The 18133-nt window shown below is 70.7% G+C and carries 17 protein-coding genes; 6 read left to right on the forward strand and 11 right to left on the reverse strand.

Going from position 1 to position 18133, the window contains the following annotated elements:
• Nucleotides 1–70 precede the first annotated feature (70 nt).
• The 4 genes from F8566_RS17390 to F8566_RS17405 form a co-directional block, all read right to left on the reverse strand.
• Complete coding sequence (locus F8566_RS17390; RefSeq protein WP_151561278.1) at nt 71–1432, reverse strand: flotillin family protein; 1362 nt, start codon at nt 1430–1432, stop codon at nt 71–73.
• A gap of 153 nt (nt 1433–1585) precedes the next feature.
• Nucleotides 1586–1789, reverse strand: coding sequence for a hypothetical protein (locus F8566_RS17395; RefSeq protein ID WP_151561279.1), 204 nt, complete (start codon nt 1787–1789; stop codon nt 1586–1588).
• A gap of 175 nt (nt 1790–1964) precedes the next feature.
• Nucleotides 1965–2675: a hypothetical protein gene (locus F8566_RS17400; RefSeq protein ID WP_151561280.1), complete on the reverse strand. Its 711-nt coding sequence runs from the start codon at nt 2673–2675 to the stop codon at nt 1965–1967.
• A gap of 105 nt (nt 2676–2780) precedes the next feature.
• Nucleotides 2781–3467, reverse strand: a complete 687-nt coding sequence (locus tag F8566_RS17405; RefSeq protein ID WP_151561281.1) for a lysophospholipid acyltransferase family protein — start codon at nt 3465–3467, stop codon at nt 2781–2783.
• A gap of 404 nt (nt 3468–3871) precedes the next feature.
• Between F8566_RS17405 and F8566_RS17410 the strand changes: the two genes are divergently transcribed.
• A complete protein-coding gene (locus tag F8566_RS17410) occupies nt 3872–4225 on the forward strand; it encodes an STAS domain-containing protein (RefSeq protein ID WP_151561282.1) in 354 nt (117 codons plus the stop codon).
• Nucleotides 4226–4353: 128 nt separating this feature from the next.
• Here the strand turns inward: F8566_RS17410 and F8566_RS17415 are convergent, their stop codons facing one another.
• The 6 genes from F8566_RS17415 to F8566_RS17440 all read right to left on the reverse strand — a co-directional run bounded on the left by F8566_RS17415 (nt 4354) and on the right by F8566_RS17440 (nt 12694).
• The gene (locus F8566_RS17415) at nt 4354–5178 is read right to left on the reverse strand and encodes a glutamate ABC transporter substrate-binding protein (protein ID WP_151561283.1); all 825 of its coding nucleotides are present in this window, start codon (nt 5176–5178) and stop codon (nt 4354–4356) included.
• A 19-nt stretch (nt 5179–5197) separates the two neighbouring features.
• Nucleotides 5198–6778, reverse strand: coding sequence for a hypothetical protein (locus F8566_RS17420; protein ID WP_225993263.1), 1581 nt, complete (start codon nt 6776–6778; stop codon nt 5198–5200).
• A gap of 13 nt (nt 6779–6791) precedes the next feature.
• Nucleotides 6792–7199 carry an FHA domain-containing protein gene (locus tag F8566_RS51235; RefSeq protein WP_225993264.1) on the reverse strand — a complete coding sequence of 136 codons (408 nt, stop codon included), beginning with the start codon at nt 7197–7199 and terminating at the stop codon, nt 6792–6794.
• 554 nt (nt 7200–7753) lie between these two features.
• Complete coding sequence (locus F8566_RS17430; protein WP_151561285.1) at nt 7754–9094, reverse strand: VWA domain-containing protein; 1341 nt, start codon at nt 9092–9094, stop codon at nt 7754–7756.
• The gene (locus F8566_RS17435) at nt 9091–10257 is read right to left on the reverse strand and encodes a PP2C family protein-serine/threonine phosphatase (protein ID WP_404800311.1); all 1167 of its coding nucleotides are present in this window, start codon (nt 10255–10257) and stop codon (nt 9091–9093) included. The genes F8566_RS17430 and F8566_RS17435 overlap by 4 nt, the downstream gene beginning before the upstream one ends.
• Before the next feature lie 256 nt (nt 10258–10513).
• Nucleotides 10514–12694: a serine/threonine-protein kinase gene (locus F8566_RS17440; RefSeq protein WP_404800312.1), complete on the reverse strand. Its 2181-nt coding sequence runs from the start codon at nt 12692–12694 to the stop codon at nt 10514–10516.
• On the opposite strand from F8566_RS17440, the gene F8566_RS52955 reads away from it, so the two are divergent.
• Nucleotides 12693–13067, forward strand: coding sequence for a hypothetical protein (locus tag F8566_RS52955; RefSeq protein ID WP_404800313.1), 375 nt, complete (start codon nt 12693–12695; stop codon nt 13065–13067). The two genes, F8566_RS17440 and F8566_RS52955, sit on opposite strands and share 2 nt — an antisense overlap.
• Here F8566_RS52955 and F8566_RS17445 read toward each other — a convergent pair.
• Nucleotides 13033–14241: a hypothetical protein gene (locus F8566_RS17445; RefSeq protein ID WP_225993265.1), complete on the reverse strand. Its 1209-nt coding sequence runs from the start codon at nt 14239–14241 to the stop codon at nt 13033–13035. The two genes, F8566_RS52955 and F8566_RS17445, sit on opposite strands and share 35 nt — an antisense overlap.
• Before the next feature lie 644 nt (nt 14242–14885).
• Here F8566_RS17445 and F8566_RS17450 point away from each other — a divergent pair.
• From F8566_RS17450 to F8566_RS51245, 4 genes are all read left to right on the forward strand, one after another.
• On the forward strand, nt 14886–16310 hold the full coding sequence (locus F8566_RS17450; protein ID WP_151561289.1) for a hemolysin family protein: 1425 nt from the start codon (nt 14886–14888) through the stop codon (nt 16308–16310).
• Nucleotides 16298–17305 carry a hemolysin family protein gene (locus F8566_RS17455; protein WP_151561290.1) on the forward strand — a complete coding sequence of 336 codons (1008 nt, stop codon included), beginning with the start codon at nt 16298–16300 and terminating at the stop codon, nt 17303–17305. Before F8566_RS17450 ends, F8566_RS17455 begins: the two co-directional genes overlap by 13 nt.
• Nucleotides 17306–17379: 74 nt before the next feature.
• A complete protein-coding gene (locus F8566_RS51240) occupies nt 17380–17613 on the forward strand; it encodes a cation transporter (RefSeq protein WP_225993279.1) in 234 nt (77 codons plus the stop codon).
• A complete protein-coding gene (locus F8566_RS51245; RefSeq protein ID WP_264159331.1) occupies nt 17613–18008 on the forward strand; it encodes a cation diffusion facilitator family transporter in 396 nt (131 codons plus the stop codon). Before F8566_RS51240 ends, F8566_RS51245 begins: the two co-directional genes overlap by 1 nt.
• Nucleotides 18009–18133: the final 125 nt, after the last annotated feature.

The raw sequence follows: 18133 nt of genomic DNA on the forward strand, positions 1-18133 counted from the left end.
GTCACGGCCGGCTGCCAGCCCTGATCAGGCGGGCCGCAGGCTGTCGTGCCCGCGGCCCGGACGTGAACGGTCAGGCCTCGGAGGGCTTCTTCACCGTCGGCACGGCGGGGGCCTCCTCGATGGGCTTGGGTGCGGCTCCGTTCGCCCCGTTCGCCCCGTTGGAGCCGTTCATGTTGTTGAGGAGCGTGCGGGCGACGCCCAGGCCGGTGCCGCCGAGGGTGAGGGCCTTGGCGAGCATGTCCTCGATGCCGTCGGCACCGTTCAGGACCACCATGTTGTCGACGTTGCCGAACACCTTCGCGCCGGCCTCGACGATCTGCGGCCACTGCTCGGCGAGCTGCTGCGCGATGACCGCCTCCTGGTTCACGGCCAGCGCCTCGGCGCGGGCCTTGATCGCCTGAGCCTCGGCGAGGCCCTTGCGCTGGATGGCGTCGGCCTGAGCCTCACCGAGCAGGCGGGTGGCCTCGGCCTCCCGCTGTGCCTTCAGTTGGACCTCGGTGGCGGCCGCCTGCGCGTGCGCGATGCGCTCCTCACGATCGGCCTCGGCCAGCTTCACCTGCTCGTACGCGCGGGCGTCGGCGGGCTTGCGGACCTCGCTCTCCAGGCGCTTCTCGGTGCGCTCGGCCTCCAGTTCGGCGTTGCGCGTCTCCTTGAGGATGACCTCCTGGCGGGCCTGCTGGGCGGCCTGCTGGACCTGGCCCTCGTACTCGGCCTTCTTGATCTCGGTGTCCCGGATGACGGCCGCGTTCTCCCGCAGGGCCTCCTGCTCGCGCTTGGTGGCCTCCTGGTCCCGCTCCGCCTCGGCGATGCGGGCGGATGCGGCGATCTTGGCGGCGTGGGGGCGGCCCAGGTTGGTGATGTAGCCGGTCTCGTCGTCGATCTCCTGTATCTGCAGCGAGTCGACCACCAGGCCGAGCTTGTTCATCTCCTCGGCGGCCGAGCTGCGCGTCTCGCCGGTGAGGCGCTCGCGGTTGAGGATCAGGTCCTCGACGGTCAGGTTGCCGATGATCGAACGCAGGTGACCGGTGAACAGCTCGTGGATCGCGCCGTCCATCGAGCCCTGCTGCTCCAGGAACCGGCGGGCGGCATTGGCGATCGAGACGAAGTCGTCACCCACCTTGTAGATGACCACGCCGCGCACCTTGACCGGGATGCCCTGCTGGGTGACGCAGCTGACCTCGAGATTGGCGGCCCGGCTGTCGAGCCGCAGGCGGCGGGCGACCTGGAAGCCCGGCAGCACCGAGGTGCCCTTGCCGGTCACGATCTTGAAGCCGAGGCTGTCCACCCCGTCGATCGGCTTCGACTTGGCCCCGAGACCAGAGATGATCAGCGCCTCGTTCGGCTCGGCCACCCGCCAGACCATCTTGAACAAAATGATGATCAGTACGAGGGCGGCGACGGCGGCTATCGCCACCACGGCGATCAAGGGCATAGGACCTCCTACGGGACCGGGCTGGTGCGATCAGCGACGAACTGCGCGAATCGACGTCGCACAATAGACGCAGAGGCCGTCCTGTCGGTTCGCATCAGAGCACGACAGCCGAATGGCCACCTGAGGCCGCCCCGGAGAATCAGCCCCGGAGAATCAGGCGCCCAGGGCCTGGGCCACGTACACGGTGCGCGGTGGGTGATACTCGACCACCACGACGATGGTGCCGACCATGATCTCGTCGCGGGGATCGACCGGATGGGCGTAGAACGCCTCCACCCCGCCGCGGATCGGGATCATGACCTCGCCGACCAGGCCGGGGCCGATCTTGCCGGTGACCCGGCCCTCCTTGCCGATCAAGCTTTCCCCCGCTCGCTCAAGTGGTCCGTCCGCAGGCCTTCCGCGCCGCCGCCGTGTGGCGTCCGCCGCCCCGCAGGTGAACGGTATCCGTTGGACGCGGCCCCTCGCGACCATGGAGGCCCTTCATGACCATGGAGGTCTGCGCGACACCGGCTGCCTCTCGCGACCACGATCGTCAGGGGAGGATCCGCTGCGCCTGGTCGTACGCCTGGCGGGCCAGGAGCTCGGCGTCGGCGCGGGTGGCGTTCGGGCCGTACAGGCTGACCGTGGCGAGGTAACGGCGGCCGCGCAGCACCACGTACCACGCCCTGGTGTGCGAGCTGCCCGAGACCGTCGTGATCCCGACGGTGCGCGAGCCCTCGCCGATCGTGCCGGGCGGCGTCTCGATCACCTGGTGCTCGGACCACTGCGCCCCGACCCTGGTGCGGAACGTCGCGCATCCGACGGGCACGCGGTTCCTGACGAGACGTTCGGCGGTGTCCGTGGGCATCGCCACCAGCGTCTCCGTCGCGATCTGGCCGCTCCCGCGCGAGAACGTCGCGACCGCAGCCGGAAGGCCCGCGTCCACAGCGCGCAGCGCACCGCTCGCGGCACCGGCGCAACGCGGCTTGTCCAGTCTGGCCTGGCGTTGCAGTTGCGCGGAGTTCTGCACGGCCTTGAGCGCTCCGTACTCCCCGGAGTCGGGTTCGCCGGTGCGCTGGTAACCGGGCACGTCGAGGAGCAGGGCCTGCTCCAGTTGGTCGGAGGTGTAGCCCGTGCCCGCCAGCGCTGCCCGACCGGTCGCCCGTACCGGCTCGAAGCGCTCGCCGTCACCGCCGCTGCAGGCGGACATCGCCGCCGTCGCCGTCAGGATTACCGCGATAGGAAGAACCCTCTGCGCCGCCATGCCGGTGACCCTAGGGGCACTCGGGTGCAAGACGGTGCAGACGACACGCCCTTGGCCCAAGTCAACCCAGACACACCACGATCGGACCGGGAGGGCGGCGGGGTCTCAGCCGGCGGGCGGGGTGGAGGCGTCGGCGCGGTCGTTGTAGACGCCCGTGTACTCCTGGCCGGAGAGCTTCTGGATCGTCTCGACGACCTCGTCGGTGATGGCCCGCCTGGCCTTGGCCGGGGCCAGGTCGCCGTAGTGCGTGAAGTCCATCGGGGGGCCGATCCGCACCGTGGGGCGCGGGCCGAAGAAACGCGGCAGCGAGGCGCCGATCGGCTGGATCTTCTCGGTGCCTTCGAGCCCGACGGGCAGCACGCGCGCGCCGGACGCCAGCACCAGCCAGCCCAGGCCGGTGCGCCCGCGATAGAGCCGGCCGTCCGGGGACCGGGTGCCCTCCGGATAGACGGCGAACGCGCCGCTGTTGTCGAGGATCTCGACCGCCTGCTCCAGCGCGCCCATCGCGGCCCGCTGGGCGCCGCGCTTGACCGGCACGTGCCCGAGGTTGGTCATGAACCAGCGGACGAAGCGCCCCTTGAGGCCGCTGCCGGCGAAGTAGTCGGCCTTGGCGATGTAGGTCACCGGGCGGGGGATGGCCAGCGGGATGATGAAGCTGTCGATGAACGACAGGTGGTTGCTGGCCACGATGATCGGACCGTAGTCCGGGACGTTCTCGCCTCCGATGACCCGGGGGCGGAAAAGCACCCATAGGATCGGACGGACCACGCGGGTCATGAACGTGTAGAACACCCAGCCTCCTGAATTCGGCACCGACACTGTAACGCCCGCGCCGATCCGGGCTCCCTCCGCCATCCTTCTTTTCATCGTGACCGGGTCACCATGAATGGACAACCAGCAGGTCAACAGCGAGGCGGGAAAGATATCTCACAGCAAGAACCGGCCTGGAAACCCCGCCAATACCGGACCTCTGATCCAATACGCTCCGCCATTTCCTACCCTGGAGTAAGTTTCTGGCGCGTAGGTTTTCGAGTGTGCTCGGCCCAACACCGGTCACACCCTGAGGACCTGTACCTGTTCCCCGGAAGCGCTTGGAAAGCGCCGGGGGGTGCGCGATCCTGAGGAGTCACCGGGCAGGGTCGCAGGTCCACTCCTGACTACAGTCCACTCCTGACTAAGGGTGCGAGGTAGACCCCATGGACTTCGACGTACATCTGATGCATCACGACCGCTGCACCCTCGTACGCGTGCAGGGCGAGATCGACGTGGTCTCCCGCCAGCAGTTCGAGAAGGCCATGTTCGATGTGATCGATACCGGCGGGCCGATGGTCGTGGACATGCGCCAGGTCACGTTCTGCGACTCGACCGGCCTGAACGCGATCGTCGCGGCCAACCGCCGGGCCGGGGAGCGCGGCACCGTCATCGCGCTGATCGCGCTGCCCGAACGTGTGGAGCGGGTGTTCCGCATCACCGGCATCGACAAGTTCGTGCCCGTCTACGAGACGCTCGGCGGCGCCCTCAACGCACTCCCCTCCACCGCCAGGCCCTGACAGCGGAACAGCGGACGATGGTCCGGCCCGGTTCCGGGTCGCGACCCGGGTCCCGTCCGGTCGCGGTCCAGTGCGGTCACGGCCCTGTCCGGTCGCGGTGCGGTGCGGTCCGTCCGGGGTGGTTGCGATCAGGTGCAGCCCTCGAACTGGGGGACGCTGGTCGTGATCCGCAGGCCGGACTTGCTGAACCACTTGTCGAGGAACTCCTTGGCCTTGCCCTCCTGGTACATCTGGATGACGGCCCGGTTGACGGCCTCGCAGGCGGCCAGGTCCCCCTTCTTGAGGCCGATGCCGTACTTCTCGTCGGTGAACGGCGAATTGATGATCTTGAGAGGCCGGCCGACGGCGAAGCCCGCCAGGATGAGGTCGTCGGTGGAGATGGCGTCGAGCTGGCCGGCGAGCAGCTTGGTCAGGCATTCGCCGTAGTTCCTGGCCTTGACCGTCGTCGCTGTGATCTTGCGTTCCTCGGTGACGCGTTTCCAGGAGTTGGAGCCCAGCACCTCGCACAGCCGTTTGCCCTTGAGGTCGCGCACGTTCTTGATGGAGGAGTCGTCGGCGCGGACCAGGGTGTCCTGGTGCGGCACGTAGTACGGCCCGCCGAACGTGACCTTGGTCTTGCGCTGGGCGGTGATGGAGTACGTGGCGAAGATCATGTCGACGGCGCCCGTGGCGAGCGCGGCCTCCCGCGCCGACGAGGGCGTCGTGCGGAAGGTGATCCGGCTCGGGGGCACACCGAGCTTGCCCGCGACGTACTTCGCCACGTCCACGTCGAAGCCCTCGTACGTACCGTCGCTCCGTTTGAGGCCGAGACTCGGCTGGTCCTCCTTGACGCCGATCACCAGCGACCGCTTATGCACGATCGAGCCCTGATCGGCCTCACCGCTCAGGCCGCAGCCGGCCAGGCCGGTCGCGGCGACCAGGATCGCGGCGGCGGCGACGCGTGACGTGCGCATGGTCTTCCTCCTGTCAGCGTCAGCGGAATTCGGCCAGCCGGGGGCGGACCCCGACGAGGATCAGCCCGGCGATGACGACGGCCGCCCCCACGGGGATCAGGTTCCAGCCGCCGAGCCCGCCGTCGCCGTCCTTGATGGCCTGGTCGAACGCGTCGCGGTGGGCCGCCGACAGCCGTACCAGCGCCCGGTCGTAGTCGTCGAAGTCCTTGATCGCTCCCGAGTCCCGGCCCATCCGGAGCGTGATCGCCGCGTTCCGGTCGTCGCCGGTGGCGAGCCGCCGCATCGTCTGGTCGTTCTCGATGACTTTCTGGTACGCGCGGAGCGTGTCGTTCAGCGCCGACGTCTCCAGCCCGGGACGAGCGCGGTTGGCCTCGTCCCCGAAGAACCCGAGGAACGCGCCGCGGTCCCTGGCCGGGTCGAAGCCGCGCAGCACCTCCGGCAGGCGCGCGTAGTAGGTCTCCAGGTTGACGGGCTTGCCCTGCGGATCGACGAAGAGCACGGCGAGCGACTTGTCGAGATAGGTCTGCTCGTAGGTGTCGGCCCGGCCGGGGTCGAGGAGGTAGCGGCTCTCGTCGGCGAACGCGCTGTGACTGATCGCCCGGGCGCGCGACAGCGCGAGGATCGAGTCGAACCCGTCCTCCTTGGCCTTCCTGAGATGGCCGGCTTGCGCGGACAGCAGGCCGGTGCTCGCCGCCACGAGCACGAACGCGACCACCGTCGCGAGGGCGAGCGCCGGGTTGACCAACCGCCGGAACCGCCCGGCGACGTAGACCTGGAGGACGAGCAGCGCCGCCAGCAGCAGCGCACCGGTGACCACGACCCACGTACGGCCGGACTCGATGGCCGTGCGCTTGCTCTCGTACGACTGCCGGACCGTGGCACCGCTGTCCAGGGTGAGGTTGTACGCCTTGGGCAGCAGCTCCATCTTCATCAGATCGGTGGCGCGCCGGTAGGTGTCGATGACCTGCTGCGGGAGCTGGCCGGCGGCGTGGTTCGCCTGCCGGTCGAGGAGCATGGCTTCGCCGACGAGCCGCTCGTACCGGCCGAGCCCGTCGAGCACCTCGCGCACGGTCCGCTGCATGTTGACGTTGTCGCCGGCGAGCTGCGCCGCCTGCACCGCCGCCTGCCCGGCCTCGACACGGCGGACCTCGTACCGCCGCAGCGCCTCGTCGTGGCCGATCCCGAGGTCGTGCTGCCGCCCGATCAGCAGGACGTTCGCCACCTGGGCGTCCATGTCGCTGAGCGCGAAGTAGAGCGAGCCGGTGGCCACGACCCGCGGCCCGGCGTCGTGCCCGATCGTCTGCACGCCGTCCCGGGCGTTCCCGATCGCCACGCTGAGCACCGCGAGCAGGGCGGCGACACCGACCAGCGCCACGGCCGCGTACGCGCGGATGCGGCCGGGGATGGTGCCGAGCCACTGCGCGCGCAGGAACGTCTCCACCCGCGCGGCGATCCCCATTGGCCGCCGCAGGTCGGGGGGTTCCCCCGCGATCTCGCGGTCACGCCCGCGTGCGGCCTGGCGGCCGGTGGGCGAGGTGGGCGGCGTCGCCGGGGCGGTCGCGGCATCGGGCCGGGTCTGGCTCTCGGGCTTCGTCGTCATCGGCGGTTCTCTGTCATCGGCGGTTCTCTCCTTCGAGGAACAGCGTGATGGTGGTCCAGGCGCCGACGTGGATCCGGTCGCCGGCGCCGACCGGGACGGGCACGTTGACGGCGATCGGGTCCGTCGCGCCGTTCACCGTCGTGCCGTTCGTCGAGCCCGGATCGACCAGCACCCACGTCCCGTCCGGCTGGGCGAGCAGGACGGCGTGCAGGTGCGAGACCCCCGGGTCCTCGGGCGGCGCCGACAGGTCGATCTCCGGGAAGATCGCTCGTGAGGTGCTCCGGCGGCCGATGCGAACGCGCTCGCCGATCAGCGGGACCCAGCGTTCGGGGCAGTACGGAGGGAACGTGAGCGCGGCTGCCTCCGGCCCGCCCAGAGCCATCATCGTCTCGTAGTACTCCCGGTCTGCGGCGACCAGCACCGACCAGCCCGTGGGGGAGGCGACCCTGTCCGGAGCCCGACCGGCCTCGGCCCCCGCTTGCGCCCTGGATGCAGGGTGTGCACCGGGCCTGGGTTGCGCACCGGGCTCAGGCTGCGCAAGGGGCTCAGATTGCGCACCGGACTCGCGCTGGCTGGCCTTCTGCTGGATCGGCGGAGGCGGAGGCGGAGGCGTCGGCGGAGGGGTTGGAGACACCGGCGGCGGTGAAGGTGACGAAGGTGGTGGCGATTGGGGCTGGAGTGGCGGGGGAGGCGGCGTGAAAGAAGCCAACGGATCTTGCAGTAGCTGAGTGGTCTGGCCAGTCGCCCCAGACTCCGGCAGGGCTGTGCGCGGGAGCGCCTTGTGCTCGAAGTCGTACCCGTCCACCTCGCAGAACCGGCCGTTGCGAGGCGTGCCGCAGTGCGGGCACTCCGCTTCACCGGCGACACCGGACGCGGTCCCGGCGGCAGGAGGCGCGGCCGACATCAGGTCGCCGCAGACGTCGCAGTAGTCGTCGGCGTCCGAGTTGTGTCCGCGTGGACAGACCGGCATCGTGGTCAGCCTCCGCCCCGCTGCTCGCCCGTCGCGGTATCGCCCTGGCGGGTCCGCACCGTTCTGACCGAACGTGTGTCGAGCGACATCTCGTCGGCCTTGGACACGTCCTTCTTGAGGCGCACGGTCCCGGACTCCTGGTCGATGACGTCGACCACGCGGTCGAGCAGCCCGGCGATCTGGTCGTTCCCGACCCGGTTGGCCAGCACCACCGCGCGCCCGAGCCGGGCGGTCGCCGTCTCCTCGTCACCCGTGCGGCGGGCCTCGAGGCCTTCCTGGATCGCGTCGGCGAGCTCCGACTGGCCGGTGTGAATCGCCACGCGGCCGTTGATGCGGGTCGATTTGGCCTCGTCGTCGGTCCATTCGGCCAGCACGTTGCCGGACGCGAGCACCTGCTCCTCCTGCGCCGCGCCACCGGCCGGAACGACGAGCTTCACCCAGGCCGCGCGCATCTGCCGTCCCACGTCCCCGGGTTCCACCTCGACGCACAGGTGGTATTCGCGGTCCTCGGTGCCCCACGCCCCGATCGGATAGTCCGCCGTCTGCTTCCCGGACTGCCGATGCCGTTCGGTCAGGTCCTCGACTGTCGGGGTCATCTGCTTGAGGAACCGCAGGCGGGCGAACTGCGGCGTCCACACCCGCAACATGACGTCGGCGACCTCCTTGCCCATCGCCGCCTGGGTCATCTCCAGGAAGTCGCGTTCCAGATCCTTGGGGTCGGGCACGTCCAGGAAGGTCCCCAGCAACGCCGACGCGATCTTGCGGAGCTCGGCGACCTCCCAGTCCGTTCCCACGCCGCGCGCGTCGCAGACGAAGCTGCCCGCGCAATGCCCCAGCGCCGCGTCGAGCTCCTCTGCCGACTCGTGCTGGTTCTTGCCGTCGGTGAGGAGGATCGCGTGCCGGATCGCGGACCGGTGCTCGGCGAAGAGCCGGTCCGCCATCCTCAACCAGGTCCCGATCGCCGTGCCCCCGGCCGCGTCCAGCTTGGCCACCGCGGCCTGCGCGTCGTGCCTGGTCTTGTCGGTCACCCGCACGAGACGTTCACCCAAGGGATAGATCATGCGCGGCTGGTTGGCCCCGGCGACGACGGCGAAGTGCACGCCGTCGCGGAGCACGTTCAGGGCCGCCTTGGCCGCACGCTTGGCGGCGGCCATCTTCCCGGAGTACGACATGGACCCCGAGGTGTCGATGATGATGATCTCCGCGGCCTCGGCGGTGGACGGCCGGGGCAGGCCGGGCGCGGCGCCGGTGGCCTCGACGGTCACGACGGCGTGCATCTCCCGGCCGCCGTCCGGGAGGTAGGGATTCTGGTCGACTTTGATCGTGAACTCGGGAAGGTCGCTCATGTGAGGGGCTCCCTGGGAGGTTCGGTCGGCGGCCTCGGTGGTCGGTGTCCGGAGGTCGGCGGGTACGAGATCAGCGCGACCGTGACGTTGTCGTGCCCGCCAGCGTCCAGCGCCGCCTGAACGAGCCGCCGCGCGGCCCCGAGGGGATCCCCGCCCGTCTCCCCCAACGCGGTGGCCGCGAGCGCGTCCGGCTCGGGAAGGTGGTTCCACAGCCCGTCGCTGCAGGCCACGACCAGGCCGGGCCCGCCCGGCTCGAAGGTCGTGACGTGCGGCTCGACCGACGCCACGTCGGCTCCCAGCCAGCCGGTCAGGAGGGGCGCCCGCGGGTCGGCGAACGCGACGTCCTCGGTCAGTTCGCCACGCGCCACCATCTGGACGGCCCATGAGTCGTCCAACGTGAGCAATGTGGGCGGGCGCGCGGGAGTCGATCCGTTCAACGTGCCGTCTGAGGTGCCGTTCGACGTGCTGTTAGAGGTCCCTTTGGACGTGCCGCTCGGTGTGCCGTCCGGTGTGCTTCGCCTGCTCACGCCGTTTCCATTGCGTGTGGTGCTCGCTTCGTTTGTCAGCCAGTAGGCGCGGCTGTCACCGACCCAGCCGACGGTGACGGTGTCCGCCCCGACGACGAGCGAGACGTACGTGCAAGCAGGGGAATTCTGATCGGAGCCCGGGAGCCCAGCCACCGCGCGGGCGGATCGGGTCAGGGCCGCGCGCGTCGCGTTCTCCGGATCCGCGCCCAGGGACAACCGCCGGACGAGCGTGGCGATGCCGGTGTCGGCGGCGATCTGCGCCGCCTCCTCGGAGCCCGGCGCGGACGCCACGCCGTCGCACACGACCGCGCAGACGAGCCGTTCGGTGGGCGTTCTGTCCTGCGGCATCGAACCTCGCGCCGCCAGCCGTCCGCCTGATGCCGGAACGGGCTGGGGGAGTGCCAGGCAGGCGAGGGCGATGGCATCCTCGTTCCGGCTCCGCCGCAGGCCACGGTCACTGATCCCGGCAGCCGAGCCGTCGGGGGTCGGATGGGGCGTGACCGTCCCGTCCCGGGCGACGGTGAGCTCGATGCGCTCGCGGTCGCTGGGCTGGCGCAGCCCGCAACCGCCGCAGTAACCGTCCGCGTCGACCGCCGCGGCGCCGCAGTCCGCGCAGGTCTGCTTGGCGCCGCCCACGGCTGGCCTCCTGCGCCCGGCACCCGCGACCACGAGATCACTCGGCCGCCCGCAGGCCTCGCAGAACCGGTCGCCCACGTTCAGTCGCTCGCCGCAGTCCTGGCAGACGGCACCGGCTGCGCGCGCCTGCGACGCACCCGCCCGCGACGCAGCTGCCTGCGAGGCACGTGTCCGCGACGCATCCGCCTGCGAGGCGCGCGCATGCGCTGCGCGGCTCTCATCGCCGCCTTCGGGTCGCCCGGTGCCCGCACTCATCTCAGAACAGCGTCCTCGGCCGTACAGAATTGGCCCGTTTGACTAGCTCGTGGCGGTCGTCGTGCCCCTCGGCCAACTTGGCCAGCAGGCGGTACGTCGCCTCCAGCTTCTGGCGCAGCGTGGCCTCTGCAAGCGGGGCCCCGAGCAACTCCGTCTGGTTCATGCCCGCCCGGCCCTTGCCGGCCCGCACCCAGCCGAGGCCCGCCTCCAGCACCTCGGCGGCGAATCTCGCGTAACGCTCGGTGTCCAGCCGCAGCGTCTCCAGCCGCCGCCCGGCCTCCACCAATTCGTCGCCGCCGAGCTCACTCGTTCCCCTGCCGCGCACCGCGGTCGCGACAGCGGCGAGCTGAGCAGTCAGGTAGTGGCTCGAAATCGGCGGAACCGAGTCGAGCACCTGCTCGGCCCCGGCCCGGTCGCCGGCGGCGAGCCGTACGCGGGCCAGCCCGAACGCGGCGCTCACGTACGTGGGATCCGTACGCCAGACGAGCTCGTAGTAGTGGCCGGCCGTCTCAGCGGCGGCCTTGCACTCGTTGGCGAACGCGAGGGCGAGCTTGGGTGCCGTCTCCCCCGGCATCAGGTCGTACAGACGGTTGAACGTCCTGATCGCCTCGTCGAACCGCCGCCCGGCCAGGGCACCGACGCCGCGGTACCAGTCCACTCGCCAGTCGTCGGGATTGTCGTCGGCGATGCCATCGAGCATGCGGGTGGCGTCGTCGAGTTCGCCGAGCTCGATCCGTACCCGGGCCAGCGCCAGCGTGACCTCCAGCGATGGCACGGACGGGGTGGCCAGCGCGGCCGCCAGCTCGGCGGGATCGCGCGCGGTCAGGCCCGTCAGGAAGCCGGCCGCCGGGTCCGCGCTGTCGACGAGCGGCACGGGCAACGCCGCAGCCGCCGCCCTCGGATCCAGAGGCGCCAGCACCCGTCCGGCTCCGTTGAGCCCCTGTGGTCCTTTGGGGGCTTGTGGTCCTTTGGGGGCCTGTGGTTCTTTGAGGCCCTGTGATCCTTGGCCCGCCGGAGTGCCGGCGGCCGTTGCGGCCACGGCGGATCGGGCGTCTCCGGGGAGTTCGAGGGAGAACGAGTCGGCGGCCATCGAGTCGATGATCTCCGTGCCGGCCACCGACTGTTCGGGGCCGAAGACCGACGAGGGGGCCGGGCGAGGCTGTCCGTCCTCGGTGGCGAGGACTTCGCGGAGGACACCGGTGAGCTGCTCGGCCATCTCCGCGGCGCTCTGGAAGCGACCGGCGGGATCGGGGTGGGTCGCCCGGCGGAGGAGACGGTGGAACGACTCGTGCCGTTGGAAGATCGGTACTTCGTGACGGGGCGGCAGGCTGCGCAGGTGACGGCCGGTGTAGCCGCGGAAGGGGAAGCTGAGGACCGCCAGAGTGCGCCCGACCGTGTAGAGGTCGGAGGTGACCGAGGGACCCCGGTCGGCGATCTCCGGAGCCTGGTAGCCGGGCGTGCCGAAGATCGGGCTGTTGACGTCGAACGCGCGGCGGACACCGCCCAGGTCGATCAGCTTGAGCTGCTCTTCGGACTGGATGGCGTTGTCCGGCTTGAAGTCGCAGTAGAGCAGCCCCACACCGTGCAGGTAACCGAGCGCCCGCAGCACCTCCAGGCCGTACGCGATGACCTGGCCGAGGGGGAGCGCCGCGTCCTCGCCCTCCTCGTGGCGGCGGCGGACCAGGATGTCCTTGAGCGACTGGCCGCCCACGTACTCCATGACGATGTAGCCGGTGCCACCGTGCTGCACGAAGTTGTAGATCTTGACGATGTTGGGGTGCTCGACCTCGGCGAGAAAGGCGCGTTCGGCGGTGGCGGCGGCCAGCGAATCGGCGTCGCCGGTGTCGAGCAGGCCCTTGAGCACCACCCAGCGGGCACTGACGTTGTGGTCGCGGGCGAGGTAGATCCAGCCGAGGCCGCCGTGCGCGAGGCAGCCGAGCACCTCGTACTGCCCGCCGATCAGCTCGCCCTTCTGGAGCTTGGGCGTGAACGAGAACGGATGGCCGCAACTCCGGCAGAAGCCCTCCGTACGGCCGGGACGCCCGTCGCGGCCACGGCCGACCGGCTCGTCGCAGCGGCTGCAGAAGCGGCGGCTCTCCGGCACCTCCGGGTTGTCCATGACCGCCGAGGCCGGGTCCCGGTACGGGACGGGCGGCACCTCGACCAGCCCGGCTCCGAGCATGCCGCGCCTGGACGAGCCGCTGGATCCGGTGCTCCGCGTCGCCCAGGACGCCCCCGTCCGCCCAGAGGAGCCAGACGAGCCGGAGGAGCCGGAGGCGCTGCTGCCCGAGGAGCCACTGGGATCCGGCGATGACCAGTCGGGGATCACCGAGCCCGCCGCCACCGAATACGGCTTGGGTGCGGCCGCCATCGTGGGGGCATGGGCCACCGACGGCGTGGGAACTTCGGAGGGGTTCGCGGGCGGTGGCGTCGGCAGGGGGGCCATCCCGCAGACGTCGCAGAAGCCGTCCTCGCCTACCGTCCCGCTGCAACCGGGCTGGTTACATGGCGTCGTGGTCATCAGGCCCTCCGCGTTTCGCTCTCGCACGCCTTGATCGCCCGCTGGTATTCCGCCACCGCGGTGGTCGCCCGCCGCAGGTCGCAGGGCGCCGTCCAAAGAAGTTCGCGGGCCTCCCCGTACAGTCGCGTGAGCAACTCGTCCTCGGCGAAACCGAGCCGCGCGGCCTTGGCCCGGTAGGCCTCCAGCCGTCCCCGAAGCTCGCCTCGCCGGTCGAGCAGTCCGGTACTCAGACGCAGGCCGTCCCGAGCCTGTTCCAATGCCGCGCCCGCAGCACGATCGAGCTCGCCGGCGCGTTCGGCGAGCTCGATCCAGCGGCAGGACTCTCGGAGGGCGTCAAGGGCCGCCAGGCGGTCACGCAGGGCGGCGCCGGTCTCCGGAGGCTCCGGAAGCACCGCGCCCTCGATCTTGAGCAGGGCGGTCCGCCGGGCCTCGCGCGCGTCCCGTTCGGCCGCCTCGACGTGCGTGATCGCCTCTTCGAGCCGGGCGGCGTGCGCCTCGTACCCATCGCGGATCCGCGCCACGTTCGCCAACCCGGCTCGCAGCGCGTCAAGCCCCTCGCGTACCCGGTCGAGCCGCCCGGTGTCGGCCTGCCCATCGCGTACCAGCGACAGCGGATCGGTGCGCACGAGGCGGCCGAGAGCCGTCAGCTCCCGCCCCAGCCGGTCGAGCTCGACGTGCCGGACGTCCTCCAGCGACTGGACGAGGCGCGCGGTGTCGCGCCAGCTCTCCTCGGCCTCCTCCAGCGGTACGAGCAGCGCCGACCATGCGGCGTCAGCGGCTGCGATCACGCCGGCGGCCTTGTCGTAGGCGTCGGCCATCAAAGTGACCGTCTCGTCGAGCGTGAGCCGTTCTTTTTCTGGACCGAGGAGCGTGCGCTTCTCCAAGGGGATCTCGCCGGGAAGCTCGACCGAGGGACCGGACAGCAACCGGGTCAGCTCGACCAGGGAGTCATGATCGGGCCGGCGGCCGAGCCGGGCATGGAGCGCCGCCGCGGTTTCGAGCGTCCGGCTGTACTCATCGAAGAGCTGCCACAACAACGCGAGCCGGTCGCGCGCCCCGGCCCACCGGTGCCAGGTCTCGCCCGCCAGCCGGGCACCCGTGAGCAGCCGGTACCCGTGATGGTCGTCCACGGCGAGCAAAGCGGCCAAGATCCGGTCCTTCTCCTCGCGGAGGCCGTCCAGGGCGTGCTCGATCCCCTCCCGACTCATGGGCGCGGCCGCCCCGGCCCCGCTCTCACTCACCTTGGCCCCGTGTTCGCTCTTCCCATGTCCCCGCAGCCGTCACCCCGTGTCCGTCGCGGCCCATCCCGGTCGCCCACCATGGACATGGCCGAACTGCCGGGAGTCGCGATCCATCCCAGAATCAGACGTACGCCCTGTGAACAGTGTGATCGGTGACACTTTCCCCGACAAGACCGCCGATCGACCATGCCCAGGACGATCACATCCCCGCACACGGCCACCATCGGCCACCCACCCCCGCAAGCAAACCGGGTACCACCTGCCTCAAGAACCGCAATGTCAGCCAGGCCACCCGAGGTGGACGTACGGGCGAAGCAACAAGGCGTGCGGGCGGACGTTGAGGGGGCGGGCGGATGAGATCTGGCGCGTGGATGTTGAGGGGGCGGGTGGGCGTCCGATCGGTGTGATCGGGGGTGAACTGAGGGTCGTCGAACCGGTCCGTTCCGCCTGACCAGGGGCTTCGGAGTGCGACATGAGGCGATGATCACGCGGGGGACCCTTGTGCTCTGGGAACGTCCTGGTGTGAGGTGACGTTGCCCCAGATGAAAGTTGTCGATCGAGAGGAGTTGAGAGTCCGCAGTGCCGGACCCTAGTCATAGACCCGGTGCCCCATGCTGACCGCGGCACTCGGCGTGCTCGCCGTCGTCCTTCTTACGGCGGCGACCGGATATTTCGTGGCCCAGGAATTCGCCTTCGTCGCCGCCGACCGCTCACGGCTGGCTCAGGCCGCCGAGCAGGGCGACACCGCTTCGCACCGGGCGCTCAAGGTGATCGGCCGGCTGTCGTTCATGTTGTCGGGCGCCCAGCTCGGCATCACGATGACCACGCTCGTCGTCGGCTTCATCGCCAAACCCGCGCTGGCCGAGCTGATCGAACCCCTCCTCGACGTGGCCGGCGTGCCTGTCGGTGCGACGGGTGCGATCGCGCTCGCCACCGGCTTCGTGCTCGCCACCCTGATCCAGATGGTCCTGGGCGAGCTGTTCCCCAAGAACTTGGCGCTGGCGCGGGCTGAGTGGCTCGCCCGCGTCCTCGCGCCGTCCACCCTGATCTACCTGGCGGTGGCCGGCCCGGTGATCCGGCTGTTCGACCGTTCGGCCGAACGGCTGCTGCGGGCGGTCGGCGTCGAGCCGGTCGAGGAGCTCCACAACGGCGCCACCCTGGAGGACCTCGGCGAGATCATCGGCCGTTCCCACAACGCCGGCCACCTGCCCGCCGACCTGTCGGGCCTGCTGGAACGCGCGCTGTCGTTCGGCGACCTGACGGCCGACGCGGTGATGGTGCCGCGGCCGCAGGTCCGCACGGTCCACGGCGACGCGGCGGTCCGCGACCTGGTGGCGCTGATCCGCGAGACCGGCCACACCACGTACCCGGTGTACGGCCAGGAGGTCGACGACGTCATCGGCGTCGCCGGGGTCCGGGAGGTCGCCGACGACACCCTGGACCAGGACTCCCCGGTCCGCGGGTTCGCGCGGCCCGCGCTGCTGGTGCCCGGCAGCCAGCCGCTGTACGGGGTGATCGAGCAGATGCGCGACTCCGGCGAGGAGTTCGCATGCGTGGTCGACGAGTACGGCGGCCTGGCCGGGATCCTCACGTTCGAGGACATCGCCGAGGAGCTCGTCGGCGAGATCACCGACGAGGTCGACGCCCGCGACGCCGTGCCGTGCACCGAGGCCGACGGCTCCTGGCTGCTGGACGCGAGCCTGCGGATCGACGAGGTCAGCCGCATGACCCGGCTGCCCCTCCCCGAGAGCGACGCGTACGACACCCTCGCGGGACTCGTCATGGCCGAGCTCCGCCGCCTTCCGGCACCGGGCGACCGGCTGATCGTCGGCTTCGACCCCGGCTCCGGCGAGCCGGGCCAGGTCGAGCTGGAAGTGGTCAGCCTCGCCCGCCGGGTCGCCAGCCAGGTCCGCCTGCGCGCCATCGCGACCGGCGACTCCCCCGAGCTGCCCACCTGCGACTCCCCCGCCGGTGCGGTCCCAGAGCCCGCCGTCGTGTCCGTCGCCGCAGGCCAGGAGGTCTCATGGACCCGATGACCACGCTGCTGGTGACGGTGCTGCTGCTCGTCGGCAACGGCTTCTTCGTCGCGGCCGAGTTCGCGCTGGTGGCGGCCAACCGCCCGCAGCTCGAACGGGCGGCTGCGCGCGGCAGCAGGCCCGCGCTGGCCGCGGTCGCCGGGGTCAAGGAGCTGTCCCTGATGCTGGCGGGCGCGCAGTTCGGCATCACCATGTGCTCGCTCGGCCTGGCCATCGTCACCGAACCGGCCTTCGAGCACCTCCTCGAACCGCCCCTGCACGCCATCGGCATGCCGGAGGCGGGCACCAAGGCCGTCGCGCTGACCACCGCGCTCGCCGTGATCACGTTCCTGCACATGGTCGTCGGGGAGATGGCGCCCAAGTCGTGGGCCATCACACACCCCGAACGTTCGGCGTTGATCCTGGCCCTGCCGTTCCGGGCGTTCGCCAAGATCTCCCGGCCCGTGTTGTCCGCGCTCAACACCATGACGAACGGTCTGCTCCGGCTCGTGGGGGTCACGCCGCGCGACGAGCTGGACAGCCACGCCGACGCGCAGGGGCTCAACCACCTCCTGGGCGAGTCCCGCCGCCTCGGCCTGATCGGGCGGCACGACCACGAGCTGCTCCGGCGGGCCATTTCGGCACGCGAGATAACGGTCGATCATCTCGTCGTCCCGGCCAGCTCGGTGACGACGATCGACGCCGACGCCACCGCGGCCCAGGTCCGCCGGACGGCGACCGCACGCGGGCACAGCCGCCTGGTGGTCCGCGACGCGAACGGCGGGGTGGTCGGCATCGTGCACGTCCGCGCCGCCATCAGCAGTGACCGCCGGGCGCTGGAGCTGGCCACACCGGCCCCAGCGCTCACCCCGGGCACCACCGTGCTGGACGCGGTCACCCGCCTCCGCCGAGCCCGCGCGCAGCTCGCAGTGGTCACCGACGCGACCGGCGACTTCGCCGGCATCGTCACCCTCGACGACCTGCTCGCGGAGCTCCTCGCCACCAATCCGCACTAGCACATCGCTGGCGACTGCCTGAGCAGCGCTTTTGTCGAGATGCTGCAAGTCGATCCTTGCGCCATCGTGGCCCTATGAGATGGACGCACTCGCAGCGTCCGGCCATGGAACCCAGCGCCGAGGGCATGCGGGCCCTGTGGATCTCGTTTGCCGGTCTGGGCGCCACCACGGTCATCCAAGCCGTGGTGGTGGCCCTGTCCGGCTCCGTCGAGCTCCTGGGCGACACGCTCCACAACGCGGCGGACGCGCTGACGGCCTTGCCCCTCGCCGTCGCGTTCCTCCTGGCGAAGCGACCGCCGCCGCCCTGATCGGGTTCACCGGCAACGACCTGGTCGCCCGCTACCGCATCCGGGTCGGCCGCAAGATCGGCTCAGCGGCCCTGGTCGCCGACGGCCTCCACGCCCGTACCGACGGCTTCACCTCACTGGCCGTGCTCCTGAGCGCCGGCGGCATGGCCCTGGGCTGGACGTGGGCAGACCCGATCACCGGCCTCCTCATCACAGCGGCGATCCTCCTGGTCCTACGCCAAGCCGCCCGCGAGGTCGACCCCCGTTCAACTCTCGTGGAGGCCCACCAGGTGGCCGTGGAGGCCGAACACACCCTCATGCACGCCCTGCCCCGCCTGTCAGCCGCGCTCGTGCACCCCGACCCCCAGCCCCTCGATGGCATAGATCACCATGCCGCCCTGGCCGGACACCGATGATCCATGACCTGTGAGACGTTAGTCCTGGGTAGGAATGGAGACGACGGCCACGAGCCGAACAAGAACGGGGATGGCCGCGGTGCAACATCCGGGAGACACGGGCGACGAGCCCCAGACAGAGCCGA

This window comes from Actinomadura rudentiformis, assembly GCF_008923185.1.
Classification (GTDB): domain Bacteria; phylum Actinomycetota; class Actinomycetes; order Streptosporangiales; family Streptosporangiaceae; genus Spirillospora; species Spirillospora rudentiformis.